24 protein-coding genes are annotated in these 25,686 nt (G+C 46.6%); 14 read left to right on the forward strand and 10 right to left on the reverse strand.

Annotation, left to right across the window (positions count from 1 at the left end):
• Positions 1-77: 77 nt before the first annotated feature.
• From pckA to hslR, 3 genes are all read right to left on the reverse strand, one after another.
• Positions 78-1,703: a phosphoenolpyruvate carboxykinase (ATP) gene (gene pckA, locus ACED48_RS06895; RefSeq protein WP_017055600.1), complete on the reverse strand. Its 1,626-nt coding sequence runs from the start codon at positions 1,701-1,703 to the stop codon at positions 78-80.
• Between the two features lie 335 nt (positions 1,704-2,038).
• On the reverse strand, positions 2,039-2,932 hold the full coding sequence (hslO, locus tag ACED48_RS06900; protein ID WP_017055601.1) for an Hsp33 family molecular chaperone HslO: 894 nt from the start codon (positions 2,930-2,932) through the stop codon (positions 2,039-2,041).
• Between the two features lie 18 nt (positions 2,933-2,950).
• The gene (gene hslR / locus ACED48_RS06905; protein WP_017055602.1) at positions 2,951-3,337 is read right to left on the reverse strand and encodes a ribosome-associated heat shock protein Hsp15; all 387 of its coding nucleotides are present in this window, start codon (positions 3,335-3,337) and stop codon (positions 2,951-2,953) included.
• Positions 3,338-3,624: 287 nt separating this feature from the next.
• On the opposite strand from hslR, the gene gspC reads away from it, so the two are divergent.
• From gspC to ACED48_RS06965, 12 genes are all read left to right on the forward strand, one after another.
• Positions 3,625-4,554 (forward strand): type II secretion system protein GspC, encoded by a 930-nt coding sequence (gene gspC, locus ACED48_RS06910; RefSeq protein WP_050546267.1) that lies wholly within the window; start codon positions 3,625-3,627, stop codon positions 4,552-4,554.
• Between the two features lie 41 nt (positions 4,555-4,595).
• Positions 4,596-6,620 (forward strand): type II secretion system secretin GspD, encoded by a 2,025-nt coding sequence (gspD, locus tag ACED48_RS06915; protein ID WP_017055604.1) that lies wholly within the window; start codon positions 4,596-4,598, stop codon positions 6,618-6,620.
• The gene (gene gspE, locus ACED48_RS06920; protein ID WP_017055605.1) at positions 6,620-8,122 is read left to right on the forward strand and encodes a type II secretion system ATPase GspE; all 1,503 of its coding nucleotides are present in this window, start codon (positions 6,620-6,622) and stop codon (positions 8,120-8,122) included. The genes gspD and gspE overlap by 1 nt, the downstream gene beginning before the upstream one ends.
• Before the next feature lies 1 nt (position 8,123).
• Positions 8,124-9,344, forward strand: coding sequence for a type II secretion system inner membrane protein GspF (gene gspF, locus ACED48_RS06925; RefSeq protein WP_017055606.1), 1,221 nt, complete (start codon positions 8,124-8,126; stop codon positions 9,342-9,344).
• Between the two features lie 96 nt (positions 9,345-9,440).
• Positions 9,441-9,887, forward strand: coding sequence for a type II secretion system major pseudopilin GspG (gene gspG, locus ACED48_RS06930; protein WP_017055607.1), 447 nt, complete (start codon positions 9,441-9,443; stop codon positions 9,885-9,887).
• Positions 9,888-9,987: 100 nt separating this feature from the next.
• Entirely contained in the window at positions 9,988-10,581 is a 594-nt protein-coding gene (locus tag ACED48_RS06935; protein ID WP_017055608.1) for a prepilin-type N-terminal cleavage/methylation domain-containing protein, read from the forward strand.
• Complete coding sequence (gspI, locus tag ACED48_RS06940) at positions 10,568-10,942, forward strand: type II secretion system minor pseudopilin GspI (RefSeq protein WP_029626879.1); 375 nt, start codon at positions 10,568-10,570, stop codon at positions 10,940-10,942. The genes ACED48_RS06935 and gspI overlap by 14 nt, the downstream gene beginning before the upstream one ends.
• Positions 10,943-10,946: 4 nt before the next feature.
• The gene (gspJ, locus tag ACED48_RS06945; RefSeq protein ID WP_029626880.1) at positions 10,947-11,750 is read left to right on the forward strand and encodes a type II secretion system minor pseudopilin GspJ; all 804 of its coding nucleotides are present in this window, start codon (positions 10,947-10,949) and stop codon (positions 11,748-11,750) included.
• Positions 11,743-12,792: a type II secretion system minor pseudopilin GspK gene (gspK, locus tag ACED48_RS06950; protein ID WP_017055611.1), complete on the forward strand. Its 1,050-nt coding sequence runs from the start codon at positions 11,743-11,745 to the stop codon at positions 12,790-12,792. The genes gspJ and gspK overlap by 8 nt, the downstream gene beginning before the upstream one ends.
• Positions 12,761-13,990 (forward strand): type II secretion system protein GspL, encoded by a 1,230-nt coding sequence (gspL, locus tag ACED48_RS06955; protein ID WP_017055612.1) that lies wholly within the window; start codon positions 12,761-12,763, stop codon positions 13,988-13,990. Before gspK ends, gspL begins: the two co-directional genes overlap by 32 nt.
• 19 nt (positions 13,991-14,009) lie before the next feature.
• A complete protein-coding gene (locus ACED48_RS06960) occupies positions 14,010-14,498 on the forward strand; it encodes a type II secretion system protein M (protein ID WP_017055613.1) in 489 nt (162 codons plus the stop codon).
• A 1-nt stretch (position 14,499) separates the two neighbouring features.
• The gene (locus tag ACED48_RS06965) at positions 14,500-15,279 is read left to right on the forward strand and encodes a type II secretion system protein N (RefSeq protein WP_017055614.1); all 780 of its coding nucleotides are present in this window, start codon (positions 14,500-14,502) and stop codon (positions 15,277-15,279) included.
• A gap of 119 nt (positions 15,280-15,398) precedes the next feature.
• On the opposite strand, the gene cysQ is transcribed toward ACED48_RS06965, so the two are convergent.
• The 4 genes from cysQ to ACED48_RS06985 all read right to left on the reverse strand — a co-directional run bounded on the left by cysQ (position 15,399) and on the right by ACED48_RS06985 (position 18,534).
• Positions 15,399-16,226 carry a 3'(2'),5'-bisphosphate nucleotidase CysQ gene (gene cysQ / locus ACED48_RS06970; protein WP_017055615.1) on the reverse strand — a complete coding sequence of 276 codons (828 nt, stop codon included), beginning with the start codon at positions 16,224-16,226 and terminating at the stop codon, positions 15,399-15,401.
• A gap of 57 nt (positions 16,227-16,283) precedes the next feature.
• Positions 16,284-16,835, reverse strand: a complete 552-nt coding sequence (gene nudE, locus ACED48_RS06975) for an ADP compounds hydrolase NudE (protein WP_017055616.1) — start codon at positions 16,833-16,835, stop codon at positions 16,284-16,286.
• Positions 16,836-17,126: 291 nt separating this feature from the next.
• Positions 17,127-17,711, reverse strand: coding sequence for a Fe-S biogenesis protein NfuA (gene nfuA, locus ACED48_RS06980; protein ID WP_029626881.1), 585 nt, complete (start codon positions 17,709-17,711; stop codon positions 17,127-17,129).
• A 109-nt stretch (positions 17,712-17,820) separates the two neighbouring features.
• A complete protein-coding gene (locus ACED48_RS06985; protein ID WP_198928346.1) occupies positions 17,821-18,534 on the reverse strand; it encodes a ComF family protein in 714 nt (237 codons plus the stop codon).
• A 93-nt stretch (positions 18,535-18,627) separates the two neighbouring features.
• On the opposite strand from ACED48_RS06985, the gene bioH reads away from it, so the two are divergent.
• Positions 18,628-19,404 carry a pimeloyl-ACP methyl ester esterase BioH gene (bioH, locus tag ACED48_RS06990; protein WP_017055618.1) on the forward strand — a complete coding sequence of 259 codons (777 nt, stop codon included), beginning with the start codon at positions 18,628-18,630 and terminating at the stop codon, positions 19,402-19,404.
• A 193-nt stretch (positions 19,405-19,597) separates the two neighbouring features.
• Positions 19,598-20,071, forward strand: coding sequence for a hypothetical protein (locus ACED48_RS06995; RefSeq protein WP_017055619.1), 474 nt, complete (start codon positions 19,598-19,600; stop codon positions 20,069-20,071).
• Positions 20,072-20,279: 208 nt separating this feature from the next.
• Here ACED48_RS06995 and ACED48_RS07000 read toward each other — a convergent pair whose 3' ends face one another.
• The 3 genes from ACED48_RS07000 to nhaC form a co-directional block, all read right to left on the reverse strand.
• Complete coding sequence (locus tag ACED48_RS07000; protein WP_017055620.1) at positions 20,280-22,610, reverse strand: Tex family protein; 2,331 nt, start codon at positions 22,608-22,610, stop codon at positions 20,280-20,282.
• A gap of 178 nt (positions 22,611-22,788) precedes the next feature.
• Positions 22,789-24,069 carry an FAD-binding oxidoreductase gene (locus tag ACED48_RS07005; RefSeq protein ID WP_017055621.1) on the reverse strand — a complete coding sequence of 427 codons (1,281 nt, stop codon included), beginning with the start codon at positions 24,067-24,069 and terminating at the stop codon, positions 22,789-22,791.
• A gap of 43 nt (positions 24,070-24,112) precedes the next feature.
• Positions 24,113-25,594 (reverse strand): Na+/H+ antiporter NhaC, encoded by a 1,482-nt coding sequence (nhaC, locus tag ACED48_RS07010; RefSeq protein ID WP_017055622.1) that lies wholly within the window; start codon positions 25,592-25,594, stop codon positions 24,113-24,115.
• Between the last annotated feature and the right edge of the window lie 92 nt (positions 25,595-25,686).

Raw genomic sequence — 25,686 nt, forward strand, 5'->3', positions numbered from 1 at the left:
CTCAAAAGAGGGGCTTGCTACAAAATATCATTGTAAATGGGCGTTCGTTTTGGACTTAGCCCGAGCAGATAGGTGGGTTAGTCTAATTGTGGACCAGCCGCAACCAGTGACTGACCTTCAGCGTTGTCTGTGTATTTATCAAAGTTGTTGATGAATCGTGTTGCTAGATCCTTCGCTTTGCTCTCCCACTGTAGCGGGTCAGTGTACGTATCACGTGGGTCAAGAATGGTCGAGTCTACATCATGCAAGGCGAGTGGCACTTCTAGGTTAAACATAGGGATAACCTTAGTATCTGCATTGTCGATTGAACCATCTAGGATAGCGTCGATGATGCCGCGAGTATCTTTGATAGAGATACGCTTACCACTGCCATTCCAACCTGTGTTAACTAGATAAGCTTCTGCACCAGCCGCTTCCATGCGCTTCACAAGCACTTCAGCGTACTGAGTTGGGTGGAGCGTTAGGAATGCAGCGCCAAATGCCGCAGAGAACGTTGGCGTTGGCTCTGTAATACCGCGTTCTGTACCCGCGAGCTTCGCTGTAAATCCAGATAGGAAGTGGTATTTAGTCTGTTCAGGAGTCAGTTTCGATACTGGTGGTAGCACACCAAATGCATCCGCAGTCAGGAAGATAACTTTTTTAGCGTGACCTGCTTTTGATACTGGCTTAACAATGTTTTCGATGTGGTGAATCGGGTAAGAAACACGAGTATTTTCTGTTTTTGAACCGTCATCAAAATCGATAGAACCATCACCACGGACCGTTACGTTTTCTAGTAGAGCATCACGACGGATTGCGTTGTAGATTTCAGGTTCCGCTTCTTTCGATAGGCGAATCGTCTTCGCGTAACAACCGCCTTCAAAGTTGAAGATACCGTCGTCATCCCAACCATGCTCATCATCACCGATCAGCTCACGTTTAGGATCCGTCGATAGTGTTGTTTTCCCCGTACCTGATAGGCCGAAGAATACGGCTACATCGCCTTTCTCGCCTACGTTTGCACTACAGTGCATTGAAGCAATGCCTTGCAGAGGAAGCAGGTAGTTCATCATTGCGAACATACCTTTTTTCATCTCACCGCCGTACCAGGTACCACCAATGATTTGAACGCGCTCTGTCAGGTTGAACGCAACGAAGTTTTCAGAGTTTAGGCCCTGCTTCTCCCAGTTCGGGTTGGTTGTTTTAGCACCGTTCATTACCACAAAATCAGGTTCAAACGTTGCAAGCTCTTCGTCAGTTGGACGAATGAACATGTTCTTAACGAAGTGCGCTTGCCACGCTACTTCAGTGATAATACGAACACTTAAGCGCGTATCTGGGTTTGCACCACAGTAACCATCAATCACAAACAGGCGCTTGCCAGATAGCTGAGTTGTCACAAGCTCTTTCAGCTCATTCCATAATTCAGGTGTAATCGGTTTGTTGTCATTTTTGCCTTGATCTGACCACCACATGGTATCGCGGGTCGTGTCATCTTTAACAATGTATTTATCTTTTGGTGAGCGGCCAGTAAAGATACCAGTGTCAACCGCAACAGAGCCTAGTTCCGTTACTACGCCTTTTTCGTAGCCCTCTAAACCTGGCAATGTTTCTTCAACGAATAGCTGCTCGTAGCTAGGGTTACGAAGAACTTCAGTAACGCCTGTCAGTCCGTGCTTAGTTAGATCAATTTGTGCAGCCTTTGTATGTTCCATAACGGTCATAGGTGCTCCTTGTAGGATATTTTGTAGGGATTTTGTATTAATTTTTATGGTTATCTGCTCACCATGCTAGCAACGAGACTCGGGGGAAACAGGGATACAGCTCAAAAAGTATCCATATTAACATTGAGGTTTTAAGTGCCTCGTCACATATTGGCCCAACTAGTCTATCCTGTACGCAAACCTTTGCGCTAGGGGCAGGAACATTATTAATTGATGAAAATTAAGCGGTGATTTTATTACGAGATGTAACGGGCTTTGCGCTATTTTGATCACAAAAAAGGCCAGCTTGCAGCTGACCTTTTTGGGTAAATTACGTGTTTTGGGTACGTTATAAATTAATGAACGGTATTGCTGCCTTTATCGGCTGCTTCAGCGTACAGAGCATCAACGTCGTTCTTGTCGAATGAATAATTTGTGCCACAGTAATCACAATGCAGAGCAACACTACCTTCGGTACTTAGGATGTCGTACATCTCTTCTTGAGCAACCGTAATGATAGCCGCCGCGCTCCGCTCACGTGAACAACCACAGTAGAACTCAATCGGTTGTGGGGTGAACAGCTGTACTTTCTCTTGGTTGTACAAACGGTAAAGCAGTTCGTTCGCTTCTAGGGAGAACAGTTCTTCGTTTTTAACTGTGTCAGTTAGCTGCTCTAGGTGTTCGAAGTCGTCTGGCGTACCTGTGCCGTCTGGCATAACCTGCAGTAACATACCAGCAGCGTGTGCTTTACCTTCATGATCGCCAGTGCGTAACCATAGACGAGTCTTAAGCTGTTCTGAGTTAGCGAAGTAACCTTCAAGCACCTCGGCGAGAGTGTCACCTTCAAGGCCAACGATACCTTGGTAACGCTCACCTTGCTTAGGGTCGATAGTGATCACTAGATGGCCTTTACCCATAAGGTCGTGTAGGCCTGCGTTGTCAGCAATATCCCCGTCAAAGCGAGCAACACCGCGGATCTTCTGGTTGTTATCACCATTGATCACAGCGAGAGACACTGGGCCATCACCTTGAAGCTGCATAGTGATAGAACCTTCAAACTTTAAGGTCGCCGTTAGTAGCGTCGTTGAGACCAATAGCTCGCCCAGCAGTTTCTGTACTGGCGCTGGGTATTCCTTGCTAGAAATAATCTGTTGGTACGCTTCATCCATTTGTACCAATTCACCACGTACTGATAGGTCTTCAAATAGGTAGCGATTTAAAACATTACTTGTAGACATTGGGTCTGCCATTTGGCTATTCCTTCTAGCTTATTGAGTCTTGAACTTGATGATGTCACGACGTTGCTTCTTATCCGGACGACGATCTGGAGCTGGGTTATGAGCATTCAGTTTGCGTTGTTTCGCAAACTCTTCTCTTTTTGCCAAGCTATCGGTGGTTTCTTCATAGAGTGTTTGAGCGATCGGAGCCCCGCCACGATGCGCCGAAATTTTCTCGATAGTCACCGTTTTTTCTTCATTCCCTTGACGCAGTGTAATCACCGCCCCAAGTTCGACAATTTTACTTGGTTTGCTGCGTTGACCATTATAGTGGACTTTGCCACCATCGACCATGTTGCGAGCAATAGAGCGGGTTTTGTAAAAACGAGCTGCCCACAACCATTTATCGAGTCTGACAGCTTCATCAACAGTTTTCATATAGGGTTGTGCCTTTTCAGTGAAAAATGAATGTGGTTTAACTGTAATTAACAGAGCGCAACATGTTCTTGATGATGCTTATCACATTAAGTAGAAGCTTAAAGTGGAGGCGGTTGGCATTTTTTTCAAGTCATATTACAAAATAGCCATCTAATGCCGATTTATGAATTGGCTATGATATAATTCATGATCTTATGCTTAAATGCGCTTGGTATCGAACGAATGAATGAAAAAGTTGGAAGCTTAATGATTTTCAGCGTTTGTCGTCTTGAAAAGGGGCAAGGGAAGTGAACTTTTTAGAGCTCAAAAATCGCATAGGACACTCACCTGTGTTGAGCCGCTTATTAGAGAATAAATTTGTATTTCAGCAGAAACTAAGCCTAGCGACTTGTTGTTTGTTGATTGCTGCTTCAGCATGGATTTTAGGACAGCTTGCATGGTTTCTTGTACCTGCCGAGCAAACGGTTGTGCCTTGGAAAGCGTCTGTTTCATCTTCTTCTTCAGCACTTCAACCGACCCTTGATATCTCTTCTTTGCAACAGAGTAACCTTTTTGGCGTCTATAACCCAACCACGCCCGCTGTCGTTGAACAGCAAGTTATCCAAGATGCGCCAAAGACACGGTTGAACCTGATTTTAGTGGGGGCGGTCGCCAGTTCTAACCCCAAATTAAGCTTAGCTGTGATTGCTAATCGTGGCACACAAGCAACCTACGGAATTAATGAAGTAATAGAAGGCACTCGAGCCAAGCTCAAAGCTGTGTTAGTGGATCGTGTCATTATTGATAACTCAGGGCGAGATGAAACCCTGATGCTTGAAGGTATTGAATACAAACGTTTAGCCGTATCTGAACCTGCGCCACCTCGCGCTTCTTCTTCTTCGGTTCGTGGCAATAACCCAGCTTCTGCAGAAGAGAAGCTTGATGAAATAAAAGCGAAGATAATGGAGGATCCACAACAAATTTTCCAATATGTTCGTTTATCTCAGGTAAAGCGTGACGATCAAGTGATCGGTTATCGTGTGAGCCCTGGCAAAGATTCAGAACTTTTTAACTCTGTTGGGCTCCAAAACGGGGATATTGCTACTCAGTTAAATGGACAAGATCTGACTGACCCTGCCGCTATGGGCAACATATTCCGATCAATCTCAGAGCTAACTGAGCTAAATCTCGTCGTTGAGCGAGATGGTCAACAACATGAAGTATTTATTGAATTTTAGAACTTTGCGTCTAACCAAGGACGAAAGTGTAGGAGAAGTACGTGAAGCATTGGTTTAAGAAAAGTGCGTGGTTATTGGCAGGAAGCTTAATCTGCGCCCCCGCAGCCATCGCTAGTGATTTTAGTGCCAGTTTTAAGGGCACTGACATTCAAGAGTTTATTAATATTGTTGGCCGTAATCTAGAGAAGACGATCATCGTTGACCCATCGGTGCGCGGTAAAATCGATGTCCGTAGCTATGATGTACTCAACGAAGAACAATATTACAGCTTCTTCTTAAACGTCTTAGAAGTGTACGGCTACGCGGTCGTTGAAATGGACTCGGGTGTTCTCAAGGTAATCAAAGCTAAAGACTCAAAAACATCGGCAATCCCCGTTGTCGGTGAGCGTGATTCGATTAAAGGTGACAGCGTGGTTACACGTGTTGTGACCGTTCGCAATGTCTCGGTTCGCGAACTTTCTCCTTTGCTTCGTCAACTGAATGACAATGCTGGCGCGGGTAACGTTGTGCACTACGACCCAGCCAATATCATCCTCATTACCGGCCGAGCGGCGGTCGTAAACCGTTTAGCTGAAATCATCAAACGTGTTGACCAAGCGGGTGATAAAGAGATTGAAGTCGTTGAGCTAAAGAATGCATCAGCGGCAGAGATGGTGCGCATTGTTGATGCTCTAAGCAAAACAACAGATGCAAAGAATACGCCTGCATTCCTTCAGCCTAAACTGGTTGCCGATGAGCGTACCAATGCGATTCTGATTTCAGGTGACCCTAAGGTTCGTAGCCGATTAAGAAAGCTTATCGAGCAGCTTGATGTCGAAATGGCGACCAAAGGTAACAACCAGGTAATCTACCTTAAATACGCAAAAGCCGAAGATCTTGTCGATGTGTTAAAGGGCGTGTCGGACAACCTACAGTCAGAGAAGCAATCATCGACTAAAGGCAGCTCGTCTCAACGCAACCAAGTGATGATCTCAGCGCACAGTGATACCAACTCTCTTGTTATTACCGCTCAGCCGGACATTATGAACGCATTGCAAGACGTGATCGCGCAACTGGATATTCGTCGTGCTCAAGTATTGATTGAGGCCCTGATTGTTGAAATGGCCGAAGGCGATGGCGTTAACCTTGGCGTGCAATGGGGTAACCTAGAAACGGGTGCCATGATTCAGTACAGCAATACTGGTGCATCGATTGGTGGTGTCATGGTCGGTCTAGAAGAAGCTAAAGATACTGAAACGACCACTGCGGTTTATGATGAGAACGGTAAGTTCGTACGAAACGAAACTACTACTGAACAAGGTGACTACTCAAGTTTGGCTTCTGCTCTTTCTGGTGTTAATGGCGCTGCGATGAGTGTGGTAATGGGCGACTGGACAGCATTGATCAGTGCGGTAGCCACCGATTCCAATTCAAACATCCTATCTTCCCCAAGCATCACAGTAATGGATAACGGCGAAGCGTCGTTCATTGTGGGTGAAGAGGTGCCGGTTTTAACCGGTTCGACGGCGGGTTCAAGTAACGACAACCCATTCCAGACGGTTGAGCGTAAAGAAGTGGGTATCAAGCTGAAAGTCGTGCCACAAATCAATGAAGGTGACTCGGTTCAGCTGCAAATCGAACAAGAAGTATCGAACGTATTGGGCGCAAATGGTGCGGTTGACGTGCGTTTTGCTAAGCGACAGCTAAATACGTCAGTGATTGTTCAAGATGGACAAATGCTGGTGTTGGGTGGTTTGATTGATGAACGCGCATTGGAAAGTGAATCTAAAGTGCCGTTCTTGGGTGATATTCCAGTACTTGGACATTTGTTCAAATCAACCAGTACTCAGGTCGAGAAAAAGAATCTAATGGTCTTCATTAAACCAACCATCATTCGTGATGGCATGACGGCAGATGGTATTACTCAGCGTAAATACAACTTCATCCGTGCTGAGCAGCTGTATAAGTCTGAGCAAGGTTTGAAACTAATGGATGACGACAATATCCCAGTATTACCCAAGTTTGGCGAAAGCATGAATCACCCGGCTGAAATCCAAGCGTTCATCGATCAAATGGAACAAGAATAATGGCTGAATTGGTAGGGGCGGCACGTACTTATCAGCGCTTGCCGTTTAGCTTTGCAAATCGCTATAAGATGGTGTTGGAATATCAGCATCCAGAGCGTGCGCCGATACTTTATTATGTTGAACCACTGAAATCAGCGGCGATCATTGAAGTCAGCCGTGTTGTGAAAAGTGGTTTCACACCACAAGCGATTACTGCAGACGAATTTGATAAAAAACTGACCGATGCTTATCAGCGTGACTCATCAGAAGCGCGTCAACTGATGGAAGATATTGGTGCTGACAACGATGATTTCTTCTCTCTGGCAGAAGAGCTTCCTCAAGATGAAGATTTACTCGAATCGGAGGACGATGCGCCTATCATCAAATTAATCAATGCGATGTTGGGTGAAGCGATCAAAGAAGGAGCTTCGGATATTCATATCGAAACCTTTGAAAAGTCACTCTGTATCCGTTTCCGGGTTGATGGTGTACTACGTGATGTTCTCGCGCCGAGTCGTAAACTGGCTCCGTTGTTGGTTTCACGTGTAAAGGTGATGGCTAAGCTGGATATTGCGGAAAAACGCGTGCCACAGGATGGTCGTATTTCTTTGCGTATCGGTGGCCGAGCGGTCGATGTTCGTGTATCAACCATGCCTTCTTCGCACGGCGAGCGTGTAGTAATGCGTCTGTTGGACAAAAACGCCACTCGTCTAGATTTGCACAGTTTAGGCATGACGGCAGAGAACCACGAAAACTTCCGCAAGCTGATTCAGCGCCCACACGGCATTATCTTGGTTACCGGTCCTACGGGGTCTGGTAAATCAACGACCTTGTACGCCGGCCTGCAAGAGCTCAATAGCAACGAGCGAAATATTCTAACCGTTGAAGATCCAATCGAATTTGATATTGATGGTATTGGCCAGACTCAAGTAAACCCTAAGGTTGATATGACCTTTGCGCGTGGTTTACGTGCCATTCTTCGTCAGGATCCCGATGTCGTCATGATTGGTGAGATCCGAGATCTGGAAACGGCAGAAATCGCGGTACAAGCCTCTTTGACAGGTCACTTAGTGATGTCGACCTTGCACACCAATACCGCCATTGGTGCGATTACCCGTCTGCGCGATATGGGGATTGAACCCTTCCTAATCTCTTCTTCACTACTTGGTGTTCTGGCTCAGCGTTTAGTTCGCACCTTGTGCCACCACTGTAAAGAACCTTATGAAGCCGATAAAGAACAGAAGAAACTGTTTGGGTTGAAGAAAAAAGAAAGCCTGACCCTTTATCATGCGAAAGGTTGTGAAGAGTGTGGTCACAAGGGCTACCGAGGCCGTACCGGTATCCATGAACTATTGATGATTGATGAATCGGTGCAAGAGTTGATTCACAGCGAAGCGGGCGAGCAAGCGATTGAGAAAGCAATTCGTGGCACAACACCAAGTATTCGAGAGGATGGCTTGAGCAAAGTTCTGAATGGGGTAACGTCCCTAGAAGAAGTGATGCGCGTGACCAAGGAAGTCTAGTATGGCGGCATTTGAATACAAAGCGCTGGATGCTAAAGGCAAGAGCAAAAAGGGTTCTATCGAAGCTGATAACGCTCGTCAGGCTCGCCAACGCTTGAAAGAACAAGGCTTGATGCCGGTTGAGATGACTGAAGCCAAGGCTAAAACTGCGAAAGGTGGTCAGCCCTCGACCAGCTTTAAGCGTGGCATTAGCACGCCTGATTTGGCTTTGATTACTCGCCAAATATCAACGCTAGTTCAATCGGGTATGCCACTCGAAGAGTGCTTAAAAGCGGTTGCCGAGCAATCGGAAAAGCCACGTATTCGAACTATGCTGTTGGCCGTTCGCTCTAAGGTAACTGAAGGCTACTCACTTGCTGACAGCCTGTCTGATTATCCCCATATTTTCGATGAACTATTCCGGGCTATGGTTGCGGCTGGTGAGAAATCGGGGCACTTAGATGCGGTATTGGAGCGATTAGCCGATTACGCTGAAAATCGCCAAAAGATGCGCTCTAAGCTGCTGCAAGCGATGATCTACCCTGTGGTGCTGGTGGTATTTGCAGTGACGATTGTTTCGTTCCTACTGGCAACCGTGGTCCCTAAGATCGTTGAGCCAATTATCCAAATGGGCCAAGAGCTGCCTCAATCGACACAATTTTTATTAGCATCGAGTGAATTTATTCAGAATTGGGGAATCCAATTACTGTTGTTGACCATTGGTGTGATTGTTTTGGTTAAGACCGCACTGAAAAAGCCAGCTGCTCGCATGAGTTGGGATCGCAAATTATTGAGCATTCCTCTGATCGGCAAAATAGCCAAAGGGATCAATACCTCTCGCTTTGCACGCACACTCTCTATCTGTACTTCGAGTGCGATTCCAATCCTTGAAGGAATGAAGGTCGCGGTTGACGTGATGTCGAATCACCATGTTAAACAACAAGTATTACAGGCATCGGATAGTGTTAGAGAAGGGGCTAGCCTACGTAAAGCGCTCGACCAAACTAAGCTATTCCCTCCTATGATGTTGCATATGATCGCCAGTGGTGAGCAGAGTGGCCAATTGGAACAGATGTTGACCAGAGCAGCAGACACCCAAGATCAAAACTTTGAGTCGACAGTCAATATCGCCTTAGGCATTTTTACCCCGGCTCTTATCGCTTTGATGGCAGGCTTAGTGCTGTTCATTGTGATGGCGACTCTGATGCCGATGCTTGAAATGAATAATTTAATGAGCGGTTAACAACAATCGACTCATAGTACAGAACGTTAGTTTTTGGATGATCGAGATGAAGGCGATCACTCCCTTCAACTCGCTGTCTTTAATTTGGAGAAAATAATGAAAACTAAAATGAAGAAACAGTCAGGCTTTACCTTATTAGAAGTGATGGTTGTTGTGGTTATCCTTGGTATTTTGGCGAGCTTTGTTGTCCCTAACTTACTGGGTAACAAAGAGAAGGCTGACCAACAGAAAGCCATCACGGACATTGTAGCGCTAGAAAACGCGCTGGATATGTACAAACTGGATAACAGCGTTTACCCAACAACGGATCAAGGGCTTGATGCACTGGTTTCTAAGCCAACAAGTAGCCCTGAGCCTCGTAATTACCGCGATGGTGGTTACATCAAACGTCTGCCGAACGACCCATGGGGTAACGAGTACCAATACCTAAGCCCAGGTGATAACGGCACTATCGATATCTTTACTCTAGGTGTTGATGGCCAAGAAGGTGGTGAAGGTATTGCTGCCGATGTTGGTAACTGGAACATACAAGACTTTCAATAAGCTTCGGCTTATTGTTGCTTGATAAGTTCCTGTTGGTTGATAAGTTATTGGGATTGATGCCGTTATTTGATGGTAGGACGCAAACAGATGGAGTCTAAAGGTGAAAACTAAGCAAACACAGCCAGGTTTCACCTTAATTGAGATTCTTTTGGTGTTGGTATTATTATCATTAACGGCGGTTGCGGTGATCGCGACCATTCCTACCAATAGTAAAGATGTCGCCAAAAAATACGCTCAAAGTTTTTATCAGCGAGTTCTATTGCTCAATGAAGAGGCTATCTTGAGTGGATTGGACTTTGGCGTTCGTGTTGATGAAAAGAAATCGACCTATGTACTGATGGCGCTAAAGTCAGAAGGGTGGCAGGAGGTCGAATTCGAAAAGCTCCCCTCTTCAACGGAATTGCCGGAAGAACTCGCATTGTCACTGACTCTAGGCGGTGGCGTATGGGAAGACGATGATCGGTTGTTCAATCCAGGAAGCTTGTTTGATGAAGATATGTTTGCTGATCTTGAAGAGGGAAAGAAACCGAAACCACCACAGATCTACATCTTGTCGAGTGCTGAAATGACGCCATTTGTGTTGTCGTTTTATCCAAATACCGGAGACACCATACAAGATGGTTGGCGTATTCGAGTATTGGACAACGGTGTCATTCGATTGCTAGAACCGGGGGAAGAAGATGAAGAGGAATAACCATTCTCCTTATCGTTCTCGAGGTATGACGCTGCTTGAGGTGTTGGTTGCGCTCGCTATCTTTGCGACCGCGGCGATCAGTGTGATTCGTGCTGTCACTCAGCACATCAATACCCTCAGTTACCTAGAAGAAAAAACCTTTGCTGCTATGGTCGTTGATAATCAAATGGCTTTGGTGATGTTGCACCCTGACAAGCTAAAAAAAGTGCAGGGTACACAAGAGTTGGCTGGAAGAGAGTGGTTCTGGAAAGTGACGCCAATTGATACCAGTGATGATTTATTAAAGGCGTTTGATGTGAGTGTGGCAACCAGTAAACAAGCTTCTCCAGTGGTCACGGTGCGCAGCTATGTGGTCAACTAGGGGCATGTGGTTAACTAGGAGCCTGTGGTTAACTAAAAGCATCGGGTTAACTAAAAGCATCGGGCTAATTAAAAGCGTGTCGTTAACTCACAACCGCTCATCAAGTAATAGCAGCTTGGCAAATAAACCTATGCCACGCCAACAAAGTTTATCTTCAAAAGGGAGAGGCTTTACCTTAATTGAAGTGTTGGTCTCGATCGCTATCTTTGCCACGTTGAGCATGGCGGCTTATCAGGTCGTGAATCAGGTGCAGCGAAGCAACGAACTCTCAATCGAACGCAGTGCTCGTTTGAATCAACTGCAACGTAGCTTAGTCATTTTAGATAATGATTTTCGTCAGATGGCGGTGCGAAAATTTCGTACCAATGGTGAAGAAGCATCATCTAAGCTGATATTAATGAAAGAGTATTTATTGGACTCCGACGGTGTTGGCATCATATTTACTCGCCTGGGTTGGCACAACCCACAGCAGCAGTTTCCTCGTGGAGAAGTCACGAAGGTTGGTTACCGCATCAAAGAAGAAACACTTGAGCGTGTCTGGTGGCGATACCCCGATACCCCAGCAGGCCAAGAGGGTGTGATTACTCCGCTGCTTGATGATGTCGAAGGCTTTGAAATCGAGTTTTATGATGGGAGTCGCTGGGGCAAAGAGTGGCAAACCGATAAATCCTTGCCGAAAGCGGTGAGACTCAAGCTGACGTTGAAAGACTACGATGAGATAGAGCGAGTTTACCTCACGCCAAGTGGTACTTTAGATCAGGTCAATGACGCGAGTGACTCTTCAAATAGTGAGGGGAACAATGGCTAATCGCACCCATGATCTTGCTAAGATACATTCTGCAATGGGACGAAAACAAAATGGTGTAGCACTGATCATCATTCTGATGCTTTTGGCTATCATGGCCACCATTGCGGGCAGCATGTCGGAGCGTTTGTTTACACAATTCAAACGTGTTGGTAATCAGTTAAATTACCAACAGGCCTATTGGTATAGCATTGGTGTGGAAGCACTAGTACAAGACGGGATTAGTCAAAGCTATAAAGACAGTGATACCGTGAATCTAAGTCAGCCATGGGCATTAGAAGAACAGGTATACCCATTGGATTATGGACAAGTATCGGGTCGCATTGTCGATGCCCAAGCGTGTTTTAACCTCAATGCTTTGGCTGGGGTAACGGCGACTTCAAGCAATCAAACACCCTATTTAGTGACGGTTTGGCAAACCTTGTTGGAAAACCAAGATATTGAACCTTATCAGGCTGAGGTGATCGCAAACTCAAGCTGGGAGTTTGTTGATGCAGATACCAGAACCACTTCTACGGTAGGCGTAGAGGACAGTACTTATGAGGCGATGAAGCCATCTTATTTGGCGGCTAATGGCTTAATGGCCGATGAATCCGAGTTACGAGCGGTTTATCAGGTTACTGGTGAGGTGATGAATAAGATTCGTCCCTTTGTTTGCGCTTTACCAACCGATGATTTCCGCTTGAATGTAAACACACTCACGGAAAAGCAAGCGCCTTTATTGGAAGCGATGTTTGCTCCTAGCTTAAGTGAGTCGGATGCAAAGCAACTGCTAGACAAACGTCCATTTGATGGCTGGAATACGGTGGATGCTTTTATGGCAGAGCCTGCCATTGTTGGTGTGAGTGCTGAAGTCAGCAAGAAAGCGAAAGGATATTTAACTGTAGATAGCGCCTATTTTGAGCTAGATGCAGAGGTATTAGTTGAGCAGTCACGTGTACGTATACGAACGCTTTTCTATAGTAGTAATCGAGAAACAGTGACGGTAGTACGCCGTCGTTTTGGAGGAATCAGTGAGCGAGTTTCTGACCGTTCGACTGAGTAGCGAACCACAAAGCCCTGTGCAGTGGTTAGTTTGGTCGACAAGCCAACAAGAAGTGATAGCAAGCGGTGAACTGTCTAGCTGGGAACAGCTTGATGAGTTAACGCCTTACGCTGAAAAGCGCAGCTGTATCGCTTTATTACCGGGAAGCGAATGCTTGATAAAGCGCGTTGAAATCCCGAAAGGTGCAGCTCGCCAGTTCGATTCTATGCTGCCGTTTTTGTTAGAAGACGAAGTGGCGCAAGATATCGAAGATTTACATTTAACCATTCTACATAAAGACGCCACCCATGCCACAGTATGCGGTGTCGAACGCAAATGGTTGAAACAAGCTTTAGATAAGTTTCGCGAAGCCGGTATTGTTTTTCGTAAAGTGCTGCCGGATGCGTTAGCGGTACCTTTGGAAGAGCAGGGCATCAGTGCGTTGCAGATTGATCAATATTGGCTTTTACGCCAAGGTAGCTATCAAGCGGTATCGATCAGCGAAGCCTGGCTCCCGATGTTCTTGCAGAGTGACTGGGTTGTCGTTGATGACGAAGAGCAGCCAGCGACTATCTTTAGTTACACCTCGATGCCGAGCGACGACGTTCAGCAACAAAGTGGTGTGAAGTGGCAAGCGAAGCCTGCGGAATTGGTAATGGCTCTATTGAGCCAACAAGCGATCATGAGCAGTGTGAATTTACTGACTGGCACCTTTAAAACCAAATCTTCCTTCAGTAAATATTGGCGCGTATGGCAAAAAGTAGCGATTGCTGCTTGTTTGCTGGTGGCCGTGATTGTGACTCAACAAGTGTTGAAGGTTCAGCAATACGAAGCGCAAGCACAAGCTTACCGCATGGAGAGTGAGCGTATCTTTAGATCCGTACTACCTGGCAAGCAACGCATTCCGACCGTGAGCTACCTTAAGCGTCAGATGAGCGACGAAGCTAAGAAATATGGTGGCTCAGGTACTAACGATTCCTTGTTAGGGTGGTTAGCTTTATTGCCAGAAACGCTAGGTCAAGTGAAGTCAATCGAAGTTGAAAGCGTTCGCTACGATGGTAACCGTTCTGAAATTCGACTACAGGCTAAAAGTTCGAACTTCCAACATTTTGAGACCGCTAGAATGAAGCTCGACGAGAAGTTTGCTGTGGAACAAGGGCCATTAAATCGTAATGGCGATGCCGTATTTGGCAGCTTTACTCTTAAACCACGACAGTAACCGCGCAAGGAGATCAGTGATGAGAAATATGATTGAACCACTCCAAGCGTGGTGGACCTCAATAAGTCAAAGAGAGCAACGGCTGGTCATTGGTTGTTCAATTTTATTGGTGGTGGGTGTCGTTTATTGGGGATTAATACAGCCACTTAGTCAGCGAGCTGAATTGGCGCAAAGTCGTATTCAAAGTGAGAAACAACTCTTAGCTTGGGTAACCAATAAAGCCAATGAAGTTGTTGAGTTACGAGGCAGTGCAGGCATTAGTGCTAGTCAGCCTTTGAACCAATCTGTGCCCGCTTCTATGCGTCGTTTTAAGATTGAGTTGATTCGAGTGCAACCGCGTGGCGAGATGCTGCAAGTGTGGGTAAAACCAGTGCCTTTTAATAAGTTCGTTGACTGGCTGACATACCTGAAAGAAAAACAGGGTGTTGAGGTTGAGTTTATGGATATTGATCGCTCTGATAACCCTGGGGTTATTGACGTCAACCGACTACAGTTTAAACGAGGTTAATGTGAAACGCGGTTTATCTCTTAAATATGGCCTGCTATTCAGTGGCACCTTTATTGTCTTTTTCTCTGTCAGCTTGTTGCTGCACTTACCGGCATCTTTTGCTCTTAAGCATGCACCTGCTGTACGCGGTCTGAGCATCGAAGGTGTTGAAGGTACAGTTTGGCAGGGTCGCGCCAACAATATTGTGTGGCAGCGAGTCAATTACGGAGCAGTTCAGTGGGATTTCCAGTTCTCTAAATTATTCCAAGCTAAAGCGGAGCTAGCCGTTCGTTTTGGCCGTAACAGCGACATGAACTTGTCAGGTAAAGGGCATATTGGGTATAGCATGAGTGGTGCATATGCGGAAAACTTAGTGGCTTCAATGCCTGCTATGAACGTGATGAAATATGCCCCAACCATCCCAGTGCCTGTTTCGATTGGTGGACAAGTTGAATTGACGATCAAGCACGCGGCTCATGCTCTGCCTTGGTGTCAATCGGGCGAAGGCACAGTAGCGTGGTCTGGTGCGGCAGTGGATTCCCCTGTTGGTTCGTTAGACCTAGGCCCTGTGATAGCGGATATTACCTGTCAAGATAGCGCTATTTCAGCCAAGGGACTACAGAGTAGCCCACAAGTGGACAGCGAGTTTTCAGCGAGCGTAACGCCGAATCAAAGCTACACCTCATCGGCATGGTTTAAACCGGGAGCTGAGTTCCCGCCTACGATGCAGAGCCAGCTTAAATGGTTAGGTAACCCTGATAACCAAGGGAAATACCAATTTACCTACCAAGGTCGTTTTTAGCCCGGTATCTACTTCTGAACTAGCATCCGTTGGTTATCAAACAATGAGATATAAAAAATGGGCACCTCACTGAGGTGCCCATTTTATTTGAATATCAGATGGTCATGACACGACGCGATTTAGTCTTTACCTTGTAAGATCTCGGGCCATGGTAAGTCTGCATCACCAAGCACGATGAAGTTCGGGTTCTCAAGTGTCTCTCTTTCATTGTAAGAAAGCGGCTCTAACTGTGTACTCAAAATACGACCGCCAGCCTCTTCAACAATGCATTGTGTCCCTGCGGTATCCCACTCGCCCGTTGGTCCAAGTCTGAGATAACAGTCCACCGCCCCTTCAGCGACTAAGCAGGCTTTAAGCGCGGCTGAACCTAGCGGAACCAAATCATAATTCCAAGCAGAGTTCATACGGCTAGTGATGCGATTGATATCTTGGCGGCGACTGATTGCCATTGCGATGGATTGGTTTGGCAGTTCATGACGATGTGTCTTGATTTTAACGCTGTCGTTAAGGTCTGGGATCTTCCAAGCCCCTTTGCCACTGTAAGCGTAATAACTCACACCGGAAACAGGAGCATATACGACCCCCATGACGGGTTTATTATGCTCAATTAGGGCGATGATTGTCGCGAAATCGCCACTTCTTGCGATGAATTCCTGAGTTCCATCTAGTGGATCAACCAACCAGTAGCGATCCCATTGAGAACGTTGCTCTAGGCTGATGTCTGCAGCTTCTTCAGATAACACGGGAATATCAGGGGTGAGTTCACTGAGTTTTTTCGAGATCAGTTTATGCGCTGCAAGGTCGGCACTGGTGACCGGTGTGTCATCGCTTTTGGTGAACTCTTCGTAATTTTTCTTCTCGTATATCTCTAAGATGAGCTGTCCAGCAGAACGAGCAATCTCAATGACAGAGGGAAGGAGGTGAGAAAAATCTTTTGTTATTGGCATAAATGTTCTCTTACTCTTCGATCGAGCTTGTTTGGTCTTCGAGTGCGATCGTTTGTTCTAATTGTTATTTAAGACTCGAAGGGCTAATAGTAGGGCAGTAATAGATCGAGCCTCGCAGAAGTCGAGGTGTGTTAGCAGCTCTTCGGCTTGCGAGAGCGGCCATCGCACGACATCTAGTGGCTCTGGTTCATCCCCTTCGAGTTTCTCTGGGTATAGTTCTTCTGCAATGAATAGTGTCATTTTGCTAGAGAAATAAGAGGGCGCGAGGATAACCTCTTTGAGTGGAGTGAGTCTGTTGGCACCATAGCCGATCTCTTCTTTCAGCTCTCGAACAGCAGCGTCAGCAGGTTGTTCACCAGCATCAATGAGTCCTTTAGGGAAGCCAAGTTCATAGCGTTCGGTCCCTGCTGCGTATTCACGCACTAACAGAATATCGCCGTGTTCAGTAATTGGAACCATCATTACTGCATTGCGGCCACTGGGCTTCATGCGTTCGTACGTACGCTCTTCACCGTTTGAAAAGCGTAAATCGAGCGACTCTATAGAGAACAGTTTTGACTGAGCGACAGTTTGCTGAGCCAATATTTCCGGCTTGGTCCTTTTTGTCATGCGCCCACTCCTTAACTCATTGGATTTTTCTTAGAAAGTCATTCTAATATAGGGGAAATGACGCTGAGTTCCTAGAGGCGAGTTTTCATATCCTAGAATTATTGAACAGGAACCGATTGCGATCACTGCTATTGTTTAAATCAAAGTGGAATCGGGCTTCTACGGCTCAGTGAGTTGATTGGAAAGTGGTATTTTGAATGGCAACAGACAGGCGTTCTCTACCTTTAAAAAACAAAAAAGGTTGATGCTAGTGCATCAACCTTTTTATTCGTTACTAACGCTAATCAGTGATTAGTAGTAAGAGTGCTCACCACGATCGTGTTCTGTTGCGTCACGAACCGCCGTTAGTTCACCTTCAAATTGTTGAAGAAGTTCTTTCTCGATGCCTTCTTTTAGGGTTACATCAACCATAGAACAACCGTTACAACCGCCACCGAATGCAACAATAGCCGCACCGTCTTCAGTGATTTCTACCAAGCTAACGTGACCACCGTGACCAGCCAGTTGCGGGTTAACTTGTGTTTGAATTGCGTATTCAACACGCTCGGTAAGAGACGCATCATCTGATACTTTACGCATTTTCGCGTTTGGCGCTTTAAGCGTTAGTTGAGAGCCCATTTTGTCTGTTACGAAGTCAATCTCAGCTTCGTCTAGGAATGGTAGGCTTAGCTCATCTACGTACGCAGAGAAAGCGTCGAAAGACAGTTTAGTGTCAGACGCTTCGATAGCATCTGTTGGGCAGTAAGAAACACCACACTCAGCGTTTTGTGTGCCTGGGTTTACCACGAACACACGAATGTTTGTACCTTCAGGCTGCTGTGACAGCAGATTGGCAAAGTGAGTTTGAGCTGTTTCTGTAATAGTAATATTTGACACGACGAATACCTGAGTAGATTTGTAGGTTATTAGCGCCATTCTACCCCTGTCAGATTTGTAATTCAGCCCTTTTTTGTTGGATTGCTGTACAAGTAGCGATCCACAGCTTTTATCCAGAGGGCTCAGGAGTGCGGCAGATGCAGTAAATATCAATCCTTTTAACGCCCACTTCAAGTAGTAATTGGCATAATTGATACACAGTACTGCCTGTGGTTACAACATCATCAATTATCGCGATGTGAGAATAATTGTTCGTTGAAAAATTCATATTGCGCAGCGTGAAAGCGTTTTTTAGATTGATCTGCCTTGCGGATTTGGTTAGTCCTTGCTGCGAAACCGTCGAACGAGATCGACGAAATAAAACTGCACTTTTAACGTTCAGTTTCTGGGCTGTGTAATGGGCTAATAACTGGCTCTGATTAAAGCCCCTATGAATATACCGCCCCCAATGTAGAGGCACACTAGTGATCAATGGCGCTGGGTGCTGAATACGTGGCGCTAACAATTTTGATAGATCGCGAGCGAACCAGAACTTATCGGCGTATTTCATCTGTTGGATATAGTGTGCTGTTGGAAAGACGTAGTCACCCACACAATAGAGACGATGCCAAGGTGGTGGATTCGATAGACATTGACCACATTGCTCGACGCTAGTTAAGGTTTTCAAGCCACATTGCTGGCAGCGTGGCTGTTGGCAAAAGAGATCGAGGCAAGTTTGGCACCATCGAGGATGAGTATCGCTGAGGAGCTTTTCTAGCTTGCACAAATGGCATTGTGATGTGACCAGATGCGGTGTGTGTTTTTGTAGCCAATCGGATAACATAGCTTGTGATGCTTTTGGGTTATGGTGTTCCTTTTACTCACCATAGTGAAAAGTGCAGGTTATTGCTGATGGAAAAAGTAGGGAATATTGAGAATGAGTGACGCGTTGTATTGGCATGTATCCGGGCAAGGAACGGATTTGGTCTTGGTTCACGGTTGGGGAATGAATGGGGCGGTATGGCAGCAAACCGTAGATGCTTTAGAGGCTAATTTCCGAGTTCACGTTGTGGATCTGCCAGGGTATGGACACAGCGCGCATTGCCATGCTCAAAACCTTGAAGAAATTGCTCACCAATTGATGGTCGACGCACCGAAACAAGCGATTTGGGTTGGTTGGTCGCTCGGTGGTTTGGTCGCGACACATATGGCTTTGCATCACTCTGATTACGTAAGCAAACTAGTGACGGTTGCGAGTTCTCCTAAATTTGCTGCTGCAAAAGAACCAGTACTATGGCGAGGTATTCAACCCAACGTATTAACGGCGTTTACCGAGCAGTTAGTTGAAGACTTTCAAACTACTATCGAACGCTTTATGGCATTGCAAGCCATGGGGAGCCCTTCTGCAAGGCAAGATGTAAAACAGCTCAAGCAAGCGGTGTTGTCCCGTCCACTACCTAACCCTAAGTCGTTGTTAGCTGGTTTGAAAATGTTGTCGGATGTGGATCTCCGTGACCAGTTACCTGAGATTTCAGTGCCTATGTTGCGCTTATACGGTCGATTAGATGGATTGGTGCCAATCAAGGTCGCCAAAGACCTGGGCACAGCCTTGCCTCATACCGAGCAATACATCTTTACTCAGTCTTCGCATGCACCATTTATGACAGAAGCGGATGCCTTTTGTAGTGAACTGGTCAGCTTCGCTCAAAAATAACTGCTAAATTAATAAATAACTTGGTCGATATATAGACTACCCCTAGAGTAGTTCATATGAATTAGGCCAATGTGGTTGTATTCGCGGTATGGATTTGAACTAGAGGGGCTATGTTTGTGAGCGTTGAGTTGTTGAAGATGATGCTCGCGGCAAACTAGCAATAGCGATGGGCGATTCTTGAGGAGAGTTCGCGATGATTGTGTCACCTGCAACTGCAGTGAGTGTGCCACTAATTGCCCCATCCGTTAATGTGCAAACAGAGCAAGTTGCGCGTGATAATAGAGTTCGAGTACCCGTCGCTCCCGCAGTAGCATTGGCCAAAACCAATGCAGAACGAAAGGTAAAACCGGACGATAAGCGAAGGCAGCAGTCGGCTTGGGATCCTTCAGACCATCCAGGTTATGACATGGAAAACGAGTCAGAGGCCAATTCGATTAGCCATGAAGAACCTCAAGATCCTTTTGAGCGGTTATTCAGCCTATTGGCACTGAGAACATACAGTGCAGACCAAGGCAAAGGCTATACCATGCGTTTCCGCCTGCCAAAGCATGTTTTAGGTGCGGCGATTCAGGAGGGACAGATGGAGAAACGACGTAAGGTCATAAAATATCATTATGGTCATGCTGTTGCGCCTCATGCTCCATCGGAAGTGTTGGTTGTATTGTGATTATACTCTTCATACTTGTTGCCTCGCAGCAACTCCAATTATTTTGAGTATAAAATACGTAGAATACAGTTCAGCTTTGATGTCTTTTTTGAACACATAATAAAAAACCTGCATACCCTTAGGGGTGCAGGTTTTCTGTTTTAGCACGTCAGTTTTGTTGAAGATGAAAACTGACTTGTTAGTCGCTGGCTATTCGCTTTAGCGCAACTTATTTCTTCGCTTTAGCAAAGGCAGCAGCGAAAGCACCGCCCATCGCAGCGTTTTGTTGCGGTTCCTCACGACGACGCTGTCCACCTTGTGAATTTTGATTCGGGCGGTTTTGCGTGCGAGGTGTACTTGAACGTTGAGCTCTATTGTCTTGGCCTGGTTCATCTTTCATACGCATGCTTAGCGCAATACGCTTACGCTGAACATCCACTTCCATCACCTTCACCTTGACGATGTCACCGGCTTTAACCACTTCTCGTGGGTCAGAGACAAAGCGATCGGTGAGCGCAGATATATGCACTAAGCCATCTTGGTGAACGCCAATATCAACGAAGGCACCAAAGTTGGCCACGTTTGAAACCACACCTTCTAGAATCATGCCTGGCTCTAGATCTGAAACACTATTTACGCCATCAGCGAAGGTTGCTGTTTTGAACTCAGGGCGAGGGTCGCGTCCCGGTTTATCCAACTCTTTAATGATGTCGGTTACGGTTGGTACACCAAAGCTTTCGTTGGTGTAATCAATCGCATGTAAACCTCGTAGGAAATCTGTATTGCCCACCAGAGACTTGATGTCTTTGTGGTTTTTCTCAGCGATTGTTTTCACCACTGGATAAGCTTCTGGGTGAACCGATGAAGCATCCAGCGGGTTCTTGCCATCCATGATACGTAAGAAGCCGGCACACTGTTCAAAGGCTTTAGGACCTAAACGAGCCACTTTCTTCAATGTAGTGCGCGCTTCAAAACGACCATTCTCATCACGGAAGTCCACGATGTTCTGTGCGATGGTGTTAGAAAGGCCGGCAACGCGAGTCAGCAGCGCAGCAGACGCGGTATTCACATCAACACCTACGGCGTTTACACAGTCTTCGACAATCGCATCTAGGCGTTTAGCGAGCATGGTTTGGCTAACGTCATGCTGGTATTGGCCCACACCGATCGATTTAGGGTCAATCTTCACCAGCTCTGCCAGTGGATCTTGTAGACGACGAGCAATAGACACCGCGCCACGAATCGATACATCCATGTTCGGGAATTCTTTTGCTGCTAACTCAGACGCTGAGTACACCGATGCACCCGCTTCGCTAACAATGATTTTTTGCGCTTTTAGGTTGCCGCGTTTAATCACATCAGCCACAAAACTGTCGGTTTCGCGTGAAGCGGTACCATTACCAATCGCAACTAGGTCAACATTGAATTGACGAATCATCTGCTCAACAACGTGTGCGGATTTGTCGTATTGCTTTTGTGGCGGGTGAGGGTAAATGGTTTCTGTCGCCAGAACTTTACCAGTTGAATCCACCACCGCGATTTTCGAACCAGTACGTAAACCCGGATCTAAGCCTAAAGTTGCACGAGGGCCAGCCGGCGCTGCCATCAGCAAGTCTTTAAGGTTAGTTGCGAACACTTCAATCGCTTCGATCTCTGCACGCTCTTTCATCGCGCCCATCAATTCAGTTTCCATGTGCATAGACACCTTGATGCGCCATGCCCAGCTGATCACTTGCTTACGCCATGCATCCGCAGGTGCGCTGCTTAGGGTAATGCCGTAGTGATCAGAAATGATGTTCTCGCAGTATGAACCACGAACACCTTCTTCTTGCTCTGGGTCTGCATTCATCGCCAGCGTTAGGAAGCCTTCATTGCGGCCACGTAACATCGCAAGCGCACGGTGAGATGGCACTTTGCTGAGCTTTTCGTTGTGTTCGAAGTAGTCTTTGAACTTCTCGCCTTCTTGTTCTTTGCCTGCCACAACACGCGCCACTAGCTCCGAGTTGCGTGTGAGGTGTTGGCGAATCTTCTCAAGTAGGTTGGCGTCTTCAGCAATGCGCTCCATGATGATCGCACGTGCGCCATCGAGTGCCGCTTTGGTATCGGCAATACCTTTATCGCTGCTGATGAAGTTAGCAGCTTCCGTTTCAGGATCGTGTTGTGGTTCATTCCAAAGTGTATCGGCAAGAGGCTCTAAGCCTGCTTCGATTGCGATCTGGCCTTTGGTGCGGCGCTTTGGTTTGTACGGTAGGTACAGATCTTCTAGGCGCGTCTTGCTGTCGGCTTGAGTGATATCACGCTCTAACTCTGGCGTGAGTTTACCTTGGTCTTGAATCGACTTAAGAATCGTTTGGCGACGATCATCAAGTTCACGAAGGTATGAAAGGCGACTATCAAGGTTACGTAGTTGGGTATCGTCTAAGCCTCCCGTCACTTCTTTACGGTAGCGGGCAATAAAGGGAACGGTGTTACCGTCGTCAATTAGGTTTACTGCGGCAGTGACTTGCTCAGAACGGACATTCAGTTCTTCAGCGATCAGTCGACAGATAGCTTGGCTCATCCGATGAATCTCTAGTTTGATGTTGATGGCCCTATTCTACGGAGTAAAGTAGCGCAAGCAAGCGGTGATATGTCAATGATGTGTAAGCATGAAGCGATATGTGAAGCGGAAAAAATCCGCCTCTCTCGGCCTGTTAAAAATTGGGTTTCAATGGGTGGCTAGCGGCAATCGGTAAGGCTTAAAACCTATCCGCCCGATACGGAGCAACATCAAACTCAGGCTCTGTTTTACGCAACAAGCTAATCACCAACTCCGCGCTAATAGCGGCTTGAGTCAATCCTAAGTGGTGATGGCCAAAAGCAAATAATAATTGTGGATGATGTGGGTGTCGATCTATCACCGGCAGTGAATCGGCAATCGTGGGCCTATGTCCCATCCATTCACTCTCTGGCAACGCCGAATTGTTCAATAACGGCAGCAGTTGCCTGCTGTGATGACGTAGCACATTAAACCTGTGAGTAAACGCTGGTAAACGCAAGCCTCCTATTTCTGTTATCCCCACGACCCTTAACCCCGACGCCAATGGGCTCATAACAAATTTACGCTCTGCTGAGCCAATCGGATGTTTGAGTGGCTTAGATTTCAAATCCGTTGTATCTATCGTCAAGTGATACCCACGCTCAGCTTCGAGTGGAACGGAAATGCCCACTTGTTTTAGTAATGGTTTCCCCCACGCTCCCGTGCAAAGTATCGCATGCTCAAACACGTGCAAATCCGTGGTGACCACTCTAACGGAATTACCTTGTGGGTGAATTTTGTCTACTTCAGCTTGTTCAAAGCATCCCCCGCGGGCCTGAAAAACCGCAAATAAATGTTTTGACAAGAGGTAAGGGTCTTTAACTCGGCAAGCATTGGGAAAAAATAGAGCATGACTGACCGTCTCAGCCAGCCCCGGTTCTTTTTCCCTCAGTTGTGCTCCTTGCAATAAGACACTTTCTACTTCCCACTGTGCAAGGTAAGCAGCATGCGCTTTTGCCTCTTCTAATTTGCTTGCTGATTCCCATACCAATAAATAACCTGACGGTACGAGATGTTCTTGGGCTCCAATATCGGCTAAGCAGCGTTGCCAAGCGGGAACGGCGGCTTGATTGAGTTGATAGAGCGCTTTTCGGCTTGCCTCAACTTTTGAAGAAGAGGCTGATCGCACAAAGCGTGCTAACCAAGGGATCGCCTTGGGTAGATACTGCCACGGTAGTGCCAGCGGACCTTTTGGGTCTATCCACATTTTTGGCGCAGAAGACAATGTCTTTTTCGTTGCTAAAGGATCCATCAATTCTGTGGCTAAGTAACCCGCATTGCCAAACGAAGCCCCTTTACCCGGCAGTCCCTTATCAAACAGTGTGACTTGATAGCCATGGCGCTGCGCTTCTAGGGCTGTACAAAGGCCAACGACTCCAGCACCAATTACTGCAACAGTGGACTGAACGTCATTCGGTGTGTGTATAGCGGATTGTGTCATGTTTTACCTACTGGCTTAGCGAAAGAATCGTGTGTTATATGGATTAGTGGGGGCTGCCACTGGTGGCTGAAACCACCTCATTATTGGTAGCTTCGTCTTTCTCGGTGCGCTTTGAGAACCACCCTGTTTGAGCGTAAATAATGCCGATAGTGGGTGACAACCAACAAGCAAATGCTAATGGTGCGTATAGCAAGGCACTGTAATCACCTGGAGTGACAACCAGCCCTAATGTTCCCATCACAAATGCGCCACCCGCATTCCAAGGGATCAAGGGCGAGACTAATGTGCCTCCTTCTTCAATCGCTCTGGATAGATTTAGTCTGCTATAACCGAGTTTGTCGTATTGCGGTCCAAACATACGGCCAGGTAACGCGATAGAGAGATACACATCACCCGATACGGCGTTGGTCGCTACCGAAGTGAGGATGGCATTGGTTTGTAACCCTCTGAAACCTCGGGTGGACTTCATTATTGCATTGACGACAGACTCCAAACATCCGGTACGCTCCAGCGCGCCACCAAATGCCAGCGCAAACATCATTAAGGTAATCACCCAGGTCATGGATGTGACGCCACCACGATTCAGCAAATTATCCAGCGCTGCAGACCCTGTCTCTATTTTGTATCCACTGTGGGCAAATGTCAGAATGTCATTCAGGTTGTAATCATAATTATGCACTGCCACACCGGCGCCGAAAACAAAACCTGTAAACAGGGCAGGGATCGGCGCTATTTTGTAAAAAGCGAGCACCATCACCACCAAAAGTGGCAGCACAGGAAGAAAACCAAGAGAGAAATGACTCTCCAAACCCGATTGAATAGCGGTGATTTCTTGTAGCTGCTGAGCGCCTGATGTCGTATCGCTCATCACCACACCACCAAGAATGGAGTACAGCGTTAAAGCGATTAGCATGGCTGGAACGGTGGTCGGCATCATGTTGCGAATATGAGCGAACACATTCGTTTCAGTCACAGCGGCAGCAAGGTTGGTCGTATCAGACAACGGTGAGATTTTATCGCCAAAAAAAGCACCAGATACAACGGCTCCCGCCGTCCAGTAGGCTGGGATACCAAAAGCAAAACCAATACCCACTAAGGCAAGACCCACCGTACCGACAGTGGTCCAACTCGAACCAATAGAAAGGGAAACGACAGAGCACAATAACATTGTGGCAGCAAGAAACCATTCAGGTTCGATTAACACTAAACCGTAATAGATCAGCGTCGGTACCGTACCACTGGCAATCCAAGTGCTGACTAGCATACCCACAACAATAAGGGTTGCAATTGAAGGCATCGCCACGTGTAAAACACGAAATGCACCGGACTCTATGTCTTGCCAACGAAGCCCTTGATACCAACCAACCAGCGCGGTAATGGCGAAGCCAATGGCCAGCGCAATATGTGGGGTGAAGTCGTCATAATAAAAAATTTGTGTCGCTAACAGCGCAATGGTGAGAATAATCGGTACGATCGCCAAGCCTAGTGGTGGTGGCGCCGTATAATCTGAATTCTTTTTAGTCATAGGTATTTTTCCAAATAAAGTCACGAGAATCACACCAAGCAAGGTGCGCCGCGTATGGAAATCCTGCTAGTGTATAAACAGGCCGACAGCAA

It is taken from the genome of Vibrio sp. 5S239 (genome assembly GCF_041439575.1).
GTDB lineage: Bacteria > Pseudomonadota > Gammaproteobacteria > Enterobacterales > Vibrionaceae > Vibrio > Vibrio kanaloae.